The sequence below is a fragment of the Thalassospira sp. CA1 genome (assembly GCF_059052855.1).
Genome location: NZ_JBZCIA010000013.1, coordinates 109,604 through 118,838, shown reverse-complemented (window position 1 = coordinate 118,838; position 9,235 = coordinate 109,604). Strand labels below are relative to the sequence as shown.

The 9,235-nt window shown below is 55.2% G+C and carries 8 protein-coding genes; 2 read left to right on the top strand and 6 right to left on the bottom strand.

What is annotated here, in order from left to right:
- Positions 1-346: hypothetical protein (locus AC5Q5A_RS18520; RefSeq protein WP_493896184.1), on the bottom strand; the 346-nt coding region annotated here is incomplete at its 3' end.
- Here AC5Q5A_RS18520 and AC5Q5A_RS18515 point away from each other — a divergent pair.
- The gene (locus AC5Q5A_RS18515) at positions 345-1,367 is read left to right on the top strand and encodes a proline racemase family protein (RefSeq protein WP_493896183.1); all 1,023 of its coding nucleotides are present in this window, start codon (positions 345-347) and stop codon (positions 1,365-1,367) included. The genes AC5Q5A_RS18520 and AC5Q5A_RS18515 overlap by 2 nt on opposite strands.
- Before the next feature lie 78 nt (positions 1,368-1,445).
- Here the strand turns inward: AC5Q5A_RS18515 and AC5Q5A_RS18510 are convergent, their stop codons facing one another.
- The 4 genes from AC5Q5A_RS18510 to AC5Q5A_RS18495 form a co-directional block, all read right to left on the bottom strand.
- Positions 1,446-2,114, bottom strand: coding sequence for a GntR family transcriptional regulator (locus AC5Q5A_RS18510; RefSeq protein WP_008890092.1), 669 nt, complete (start codon positions 2,112-2,114; stop codon positions 1,446-1,448).
- A gap of 220 nt (positions 2,115-2,334) precedes the next feature.
- On the bottom strand, positions 2,335-3,336 hold the full coding sequence (locus AC5Q5A_RS18505; RefSeq protein WP_493896182.1) for a 4-hydroxyproline epimerase: 1,002 nt from the start codon (positions 3,334-3,336) through the stop codon (positions 2,335-2,337).
- Between the two features lie 10 nt (positions 3,337-3,346).
- A complete protein-coding gene (locus AC5Q5A_RS18500) occupies positions 3,347-4,648 on the bottom strand; it encodes an NAD(P)/FAD-dependent oxidoreductase (protein WP_493896181.1) in 1,302 nt (433 codons plus the stop codon).
- 170 nt (positions 4,649-4,818) lie between these two features.
- The gene (locus AC5Q5A_RS18495; protein WP_008890095.1) at positions 4,819-5,715 is read right to left on the bottom strand and encodes a dihydrodipicolinate synthase family protein; all 897 of its coding nucleotides are present in this window, start codon (positions 5,713-5,715) and stop codon (positions 4,819-4,821) included.
- Positions 5,716-6,048: 333 nt separating this feature from the next.
- On the opposite strand from AC5Q5A_RS18495, the gene AC5Q5A_RS18490 reads away from it, so the two are divergent.
- Positions 6,049-8,151: a bi-domain-containing oxidoreductase gene (locus AC5Q5A_RS18490; RefSeq protein ID WP_493896180.1), complete on the top strand. Its 2,103-nt coding sequence runs from the start codon at positions 6,049-6,051 to the stop codon at positions 8,149-8,151.
- Here the strand turns inward: AC5Q5A_RS18490 and AC5Q5A_RS18485 are convergent.
- Positions 8,148-9,089, bottom strand: coding sequence for an AEC family transporter (locus AC5Q5A_RS18485; protein ID WP_063087976.1), 942 nt, complete (start codon positions 9,087-9,089; stop codon positions 8,148-8,150). The genes AC5Q5A_RS18490 and AC5Q5A_RS18485 overlap by 4 nt on opposite strands.
- Positions 9,090-9,235: the final 146 nt, after the last annotated feature.

Here is a 9,235-nt window from a genome sequence, read left to right as displayed (position 1 = left end):
TCCGCGTCGCCGTCTCGTTGGCGCCGCACCCCGTCGGTGGAGGCGGGTTATAGGCCCCACTCCCAAAACTGTCAAACACCTTTTTGCAAAAAAATGACAGAAATGTCGTTACGCAAAATTTTTGCGCGAAACCATATATAGGTTTCACTTTTATGACCTGCAAGGGGCCCAAAACCCGAAAATCGGGGTTCGCTTCGATTGCTCCGCGCGATAATGCCGATAAGATGTTCGCGCAAGTTTTTACCCGCCACAGAATCACCCGCGCCAAAAGCGGCAAATAATCCGGATCAACGCCCATGCAAGACGATAAAACATCCCCGAGATCGCAAAGTGATTCGGAAATCATGCGCTCTTACCCCCATCAATCAGCCCCGATTGAGGTGATCGACATGCATACCGGGGGTGAGCCGCTGCGAATCATTACGTCCGGTTACCCCGATATTCCCGGCGCGGACATTCTGGCCAAGCGCCGCTATGCCAAAGAGCATCTTGATCATCTGCGGCGCTTTTTAATGTTCGAGCCGCGCGGCCATTATGACATGTATGGCGCGATCCTGGTTGAACCCAGCCTGCCCGATGCCGACCTTGCGGTTCTGTTCATTCATAATGAAGGCTATTCGACCATGTGCGGCCATGCGATTCTGGCGCTTGGTCGCTATGCGATTGATTATGGTCTGGTCAAAGCGGTCGAACCGATCACCACAGTCAATATTGAATGCCCCTGTGGTCTGGTGCGTGCCGAGGTCGAGGTGCATGACGGCAAAACCGGCAAGGTGCGGTTTTCATCGGTGCCATCGTTTATGTTTGCCAGTGATGTTTCCTTAAGCCTTGCCGACAGAACAGCTTTTAAAACCGATATCGGATATGGCGGCGCGTTTTATGCCATTCTGGATGCAGGGCAATTTGATATTGCCATCACGCCAGAAAATGCCCGCCAACTGACACAGCTGGCGGAGGCGATTTGCCAAGCGGTGAATAACAGCGTCACACTGGCCCATCCCGATCATGATGATCTGGCCTTTTTATATGGTGCGATCCTGACCGACGGGCGCGATGCGTTTGAGGCATCCGCAACACGTAATATATGTGTGTTTGCCAAAAATCAGGTCGACCGCAGCCCGACCGGATCCGGGGTCAGTGCCCGCCTTGCCATTCAGCACGCCAAGGGACTGATTGCACCGGAACAGGTCCGGATATTTGAAAGCGTGATCGGATCGCGCTTTGAAGGATCGGTCGAAGCCACAACCAGCTGTGGCCCGCATCAGGCCATTATCGCCTCGGTCACGGGCAAGGCGCATTACAGTGGCAAGGCCAGTTTCTGGCTTGAAGAAGATGATGAGATCGGGCGCGGCTTTATTGTTGGCTGAGTTCAACAAGACAGAAACAGAAAAGGGATGCCATCGGCATCCCTTTTTACGTTTCGGACTTGGTCGGACTTGGTTCGCCTATTCCCGCGCCTTGCGCAGGCAGTCCATCAGGCTGTCGGCCGAGCTTTGAATGTGATTGGCGAGAAGCTCGACAGCCTCTTCGACATTCCCGGCCTTGCAGGCGTCAAATATCTGATGGTGTTCGCGCTCGGCCCGGTCGGTTGCGCCGGAAAGGGCCAGCTGCGCCTGGGTAAAGCGCACGGTGTTGTTACCGATCATGCGGACAATCTCGAGCGTCTTGGGACGGTTTGATGCGCGATAAAGCCGATCGTGGAATTCGCGGTTAAGCTCCCCCCACTTGGAAACATCGCCGGATCGGAACGCCTCGTCATAGACCATCAGGATATCTTCGACCGATTTCAGGTCCGCCGGGGTCAGACGCGGGACGGCATGACGCAGAAGATCACATTCAAGCAGCTTGCGGACTTCAAACAGTTCCTCGATCTCGTCAAGCGAGAGCTGCGAGACAATCGCGCCCTTGTGCGGCTGGAACGAGACGAGGCCTTCGGCATCAAGGCGCTGCAGGGCTTCACGGACCGGAATGCGCGAGACATTATATTCACCCGCGATGGCATCCTGTCGCAATTGATAGCCGGCAGGGAAATCGCCGGTCAGAATACGTGCACGAAGATCTTCGGTCACCTGATCGGTGATGGTACGGCGGGTAAATCGCGGTGATGCGGTCATTTCAGCTCTTTTATGGTGTTACCCCGACGCGACATGGCATGCTGATCAATCGGGCAAAATTCCATCCGACAGAATCTGTCAGTTTTGCTATTCATAGCGTTGGGTCAAACAAGTCGCAATACAATTGCCTACTGTATTAGCAGCCAAACTTCGCCGATATACGACAAAGGGGGCATGAAGCCCCCCTTTCGATATAACGATGTGATCGACAGCACTTTGCCTATTTGACAATGAAGCCATGGGCATAGGGATCGCGGTCATCAATGAAGATGGTGTTGTAGCCATGCTTGCGCGCCCAGCCTTCAATCCCCGGCACGACGGCATCAAATTCGCCGACCTTGGTTTTCTCGACCACCGATACCCGGAACTGTGATCCGATAATGCTTTCATGGACCAATTCATGTTCGGGATCCCACAGCCCCTTGGCAACCAGTTGCGCCAGCCGTGCCGAGGAACCGGTGCCACACGGCGAGCGATCAATACCCTTGTCACCATAAAACACCGCATTGCGATGCGTGCTGTCGGGTTGGGTCGGCTTACCGGTCCACTGGATGTGCGACAGGCCCTTGATATCGGGATAGAGCGGATGCACGAATTCGTTCTGTTCGTTCAGGCGACGGCGGAGTTCCGGGCTGATGCGTTGCAGGTCACCGGCCGAAAAATCGGCCATGTCGCGATAGTTTTTCTGCGGTTCGACAATTGCATAGAAATTACCACCATAGGCAACATCGACCTTGATCGGACCGATATCGGGGCAATCGACTTCGATATCGGTTTTATACAGGAACGACGGCACGTTGGTGAGCTTGACCGATTCAACATAATCGCCAACCTGATTATACTCGGCAATGACGAGGCCCGCCGGTGTTTCAAGGCGCAGGCGGCCGGGGGTTTTGGGTTTTACCAAGCCTTCCTCGATTGCCATGGTGACGGTGCCAATCGTGCCATGGCCGCACATCGGCAGGCAGCCCGACGTTTCGATAAACAGCACGGCGACGTCATAGTCATCCGAGGTCGGGTCATAGAGGATCGATCCCGACATCACATCATGACCGCGCGGCTCAAACATCAGCCCGGTACGGATCCAGTCATACTCACGAAGAAAATGCGCACGCTTTTCAAGCATGGTCGCACCGTCAAGCTTGGGACCACCGCCGGCAACCAGGCGCACCGGGTTGCCACAGGTATGACCGTCGACACAAAAGAAACTGCTTTTCGCCATGGATGGGGCCCTAGATGCTATAGAAACGAGAGAAACGATTAATGCGATACGGGGTCATGTCGACCGGCGTTTTGCCCGTTGCCATCAGATCGGCAACCAGACGCCCGGTCGTTGCCCCAAGCGTTAAGCCAAGATGCCCATGCCCGAATGCAAAATAGGCATTGGCATGATGCGGGCTTTTGGAAATGACCGGGGTTGAATCGGGCATGGAGGGACGGAAGCCCATCCATTCCGTGCCGCCCTCGGCATTGAGTTTTGGCAGGACTTCCTTGCCCTTGGCAAACAGCGCCTTGGCACGTTCGTAATTTGGTGCTGCCAGAAGGCCACCCAGTTCGACAGCCCCACCAACGCGAATGCCCATTTCAAGCGGGCTTAGCACAAAGCTGTCATCGACACAGACAATCATGCGCGACAGTTTGGCATCGTGATAAGGCACGGTGGTGTTATAGCCACGTTCGGTATCAAGCGGAACCGGCGAGCCCAGCCGTTTGGCCAGCGTCTTTGACCAGGCACCACAGGCGACAACCACATGATCAAACGTGATCATGTCGCCGGCATCTGTGGTGGCAGCACGCGGTTTGCCGTCGCGGAAGACAAAATTGGTGACATCGGCGGTCTGGAACTTGCCACCGCGATCGATGAAATGCTTGAAAATGCCGGTAGTGATTTTGAACGGATCAAGGACATGACCCCAGTCTTCTTCCATCACGCCGCAGGCAAAGATCGGCGCCAGATCGGGCTCGATATCGCGCACTTCATCACGGGTCAGATCGCGCAGCTTGATACCGTTACGCCGACGCAGATCAATGGCATATTCGGCTGCCTGACGAGACGCATTGCTGCGATACACCGCCATCGCACCATGTTTTTTGAAAACCGCATCCGCAAGGCCAGCTTCCTTAAGGACCGGCTCGTAATCATCCCATGCGCGGTTGAGCAAGGTCGCCATGTTGGTTGCGATCTGTTCGACCCGTTGCTTTCTGCTGGATGCCAGAAACATCAACAACCAGGGCATCATTTTTGGCAAATAGCCCCAGCGCACCGAAAGCGGGCCCAACGGGTCCATCAACCAACCGGGCACGTTTTTAAGCACGCCCGGCATCGCAACCGGCGCGCATTCGGAAACCGCAATGCCGCCAGCATTGCCAAAGGATGCGCCCATGCCCGGTTCGCCACGATCAACAATGGTGACGTCATAGCCCTTGTCCAGAAGCGCCAACCCGACATTGGCCCCGACAATACCCGCACCAATCACAACGACCTTTTGACCGGCGGCGGTATCGGACGGCGTGGCGGTTTTGGTTGATGTCATTTCTGGGCCTCTCGAATTTTGACGATGCGTATTTTGGTGCTTCTGAGCAGCAAACAGATAGCAGGAAGCTCCCCCGCGAGATAGGCGGAGGAGCTCACTGTTTCATCAAATACCGTCTCAATGCAATCACGGTTTTGCGGGTACGCATCCTGATTGCAAAGGACTGCCGATCAGAGCGACGGGCGGGTATCGATGGCTTTCTGGATGGTGGCCTTGATGGTTTCAAGCTCTTCACCAACCAGCGGCAGACGCGGTGCACGAACGTGCGGTTTGCCAACGCCGGTCATTTCCTGGGCAAGTTTGATGTACTGAACCAGCTTGGCATGGACATCCATGTGCAGAACCGGGGTGAACCAGCGATAGATTTCAAGCGCTTCGGTGTATTTGCCTTCCGACAGCAGCTTCCAAAGCGCAACCGATTCCTTCGGGAAGGCATCGGTGAAACCGGAAATCCAGCCAACGGCACCCAGAACCTGCGTTTCCATGACAAGGTCATCCATGCCGCAGAACAGAACAAAACGATCGCCGCAGGCATTATAGATGTCGGTAATACGACGCGGATCGCCTGAGCTTTCCTTGATCGCGACAAGGTTTTTGACATCGGCAAGCTGGTTGAACTCTTCGGGCTTGATGTCGATGCGATAGGCACCCGGGTTGTTATAGATCATGATCGGCAGCTTGGTCGCGCCCGCCACCGTGCGGAAGTGTTCGATATTCTCGCGCGGGTCGGCGGTATAGACCATGCCCGGCAAAAGCATCAGGCCATCAGCACCGAGTTTTTCGCATTCCTGCACATAGCGGATGGCGGCACGGGTCGAATTTTCGGCGACACCAGACAGGACCGGGATACGGCCCTTGGTGACTTCGACAGCCAGCTTCAGAACGGCGATTTTTTCGTCCGGCTCAAGGGCGGTGTTTTCACCGACCGAACCCAACATAACGAGGCCATCAACACCGGCCGTGATCAGGTCTTCGATCTGTTTGGCGGTCATATCGAAATCGATCGAACCGTCTTCGTTCATCTGGGTGGCAACGGCGGGGAAAACGCCAGTCCAGTTTACCTGCATGGAAAGAAACCTCCTGATATGGCAGCACGGCAACATACCGGCGCCTTTAAGCATCACAGCCCCGATCAACGGCGACCGCATTCAATTCATGTATATTGTATACAAAGCTAAAAATCACGATGCAATGGGATTTTTGTTGAAATTGTTTTGTCGGCAAAACCCACAGAATAGGAGGGATGGTCCCGTTTGGCGAAAGTACTCCATCGGACATACGCGCGTCAGGAGGAGACAGATTGCACCTCAATCATCATTGCAAGAACGGATCGACCAGCTGGCACGACATATGGTTTAATCATTTCCGTAGTTTTCAACCTATTAAACTTGAGGGCGATGATGACAGAGATGAAGGCCCTGCTGCGTTTTCCCGGTGAACGCAAACTTGCGCTGACCGATTGCCCGATCCCGGCACCGGGCAAAAATGCTGTTCTCGTCAAAACGGCCTACTCTGTCATCAGTCCCGGAACGGAATTCACCCAAGCCGACCAGACGCACACATCCTTGTTGCAAAAGGCGTGGCAGCGGCCAGATCTGGTCGCGCTGACATTGAAACATCTGAAATCGGAAGGCTTTGGGAGAACGCGTGCGCGTGTGAAAAACCGTCTGGGACGACCGATGCCAATGGGCTATTGCGCCGTGGGTCGGATCGAAACCACGGGCGAGAATGTTACGGACCTCAAAGCCGGCCAACGTGTAGCGATTGCGGGGATGGGGCAGGCCAATCATGCCGAGTGGAATCAGGTTTCGGTTAACCTTGCTTGCCCGGTTCCGGATGCGGTGCCCGACCGCAAGGCTGTGTTTGCGACATTGTATGCCTTGGCCCTGCACGCGCTTCGGCAGGGAGAGACATCGATTGGAGATCAGGTTGCTGTTATCGGGGCGGGTTTGATTGGTCAGCTTGTCAGTGAGACGGCACACGTCGCGGGGGCGTTGGTGACCGTGATTGAGCCTGATCTTGCGCGCCGCAAGATTGCAACCCGCGAAAACCGCGCAGCCGGTTTCACCAAGGCAAGCGATGCGCCACAAAGCAGATTTGACAGCGTCTATATCTGTGCGCCGGGCACAGGCAACCATCAATTGATCGACGACGCTGCCCGCCTTTGTCGTGACCGGGGGACAATCATATGCGTTGGCGATGTGACGCCGAATGGCAAGCGCAAGGCGCTTTATGAAAAGGAAATCACCATTCGGCAGGTCCGGTCCTATGGGCCGGGGCGTTATGATCCGAATTATGAGGAGCGTGGTGAAGATTATCCGCTTGGTCACGTGCGCTGGACCATCAAGCGCAACATGCAGGCCGGCCTTGATTTGATGGCAGATGTGCGCCTAGATCCGACGCCACTAATCACGTCCGAGATTGATTTTGCGGACATCGCAGATCACTTCGCCAAGGGGCCTGATCCGAAACAATTGGCGGCACTGGTGCGATATAGAAATGCAGAAACCGCCCCATTCGAGCCCCTTTCCCCGTCGGTGCGGACATCCAAGCCGGCCCATGATCATGTGCGGGTCGGACTGATCGGGGCGGGCAACTATCTGGGGGGTAGTTTGTTGCCCCTGTTGCAAAAGCACCCGAAGGTCGAAATCACGGCCTGCTGCTCTCAACGCGGGTTGGCGGCAGTTGCACTCTCAGGGAAGATTGACGGGCTGCGCATGTATGGCGGGGCGGATGAGCTGCTTGAGGATCAAAGTATCAACAGCGTTATCATCACCACGCGCCATGACAGTCACGCTGAACTGGCCGCCGCATCCATTCTTGCCGGCAAAAATGTCTGGCTGGAAAAACCCATCGCGATTGATCGCGCGGGGCTGGATTTGCTGCGAGAGACCACTGATCGCACACCACGACACATCTTCATGGTCGGGCATAATCGGCGTTATGCGCCGATGGCTGCGAAACTGCGTGAAGCGTTGCCAACTGGCGTAAAACAATTTCACTACCGGGTTCGCATCACGCCGCTTCCGACCGATCACTGGCTTCACCATTCGGATCAGGGTGGCCGCACAATTGGCGAGATCAGTCATTTTATCGATCTGATTGTAAGCCTGGTCGATAGCGAACTGATTGAGCTCAACTGTCACTGGATTGATCGCTCGGCGGGCGACAGCATCTGGCAGCTGCGCTTTGCCGATGGATCAGTTGGCGAGGTCAGTTACTTGCACGGCAGTCGGGGCGAACCCAAGGAAGTGCTTGAAGTGACGGCGCCGAATTTCTCGGCCAGCCTGTTTGACTGGAAAAAGCTTCGGGTTAATGGCCGGATCGTTCTGCGCAACTGGCTTGGGCAGGACAAGGGTCAGGCGGCTGCGATAGAGGCGTTTACACGCGCCGTTTTAAGTGGCAAGCGCCCTGCACTGATGCCAAGCATCGAAGACGAGATCAATCTGATGGCGCGTATCCTGATGGCTGCCAACACGACCACCGCCCAAACGCCAAATTAGAGCAATCCGGCATAGAGGATCAGAAGCGGCAAGGTCAGCATGCTGATGATGGTGGTCAGCAAGATCGTCGTGGATGAACGATCAATGCAGACATTATAGCTGCCCGCGACAATCGCGACATTGGCCCCGCTTGGCAGTGCAGCCACCAGTGTAACGATCATCAGCCAAAGCGGCGGCAGATCGAAAATGAAATGGCCGACCGAGAACACCAGAAGCGGCTGGACAAACATCTTGGCCGTAGTACACAGCAAGCTGGCACTGAGGTTACCACGCACCGACTGCCCGTAAAGCCCGGCCCCGACCAGCAAAAGTGCAATCGTCGGACCCGCCGTACGGAACCGTTCCAGCGTGCCATCGACCATTTCGGGCATGCGGATTTCAAAAAGCGACGCCAGAACGCCAAGCACAATCGCCGCAATGATCGGATTTCTGGCCACACGCACGATGCTGCGAAATACATTGGACAACCAATGACCGTCGCCACCGCGGCTGCCCTCAACAATCAGAATTGTCATGCCCATCAGGGTCACCGGATGGATCGACAGCACGATTAAAAGCGGCACCAAACCTTCTTCGCCGTAAACCGCCTGCACCAGAGGAATACCGAGAAGAACGATGTTGGAAAAGACACCGCCCATCGCGGTGACGGCCGCTTCATCGGTTTTGGCACTCAGCCAAAGCTTGGCGATTATAAACACCAGCGCGAAGTTCAACAGCACGCCGGAATAATAACTTCCCCAAAGCCGCAGGTCGAAATGCGCACTGATGTCGGATTGTGACAGGGTCTGAAACAGCATCGCCGGGATAAAGGCATTCATGGCAAGCTTGGCCAGAAACGGAATGCCTTCACGCTTGATGATCTTGATGTGCGTAAGAAGAAAACCGCACAGGATCGTCAAAAAGACCGGTCCAACTTTTCCGACGATCAGATCAAGCATGTTTCCCCCAAAAGCGAGAATGAGCACCAAAGCCCAGAGCAGCGCAACAGATCGGGTAAACCACGTCGATCACGCACAAAGAAAGGACAGCATCATTGACGCTGTCCTTTGATAGTACAAATCATTTTGCAGTGTTACCAGCCCTG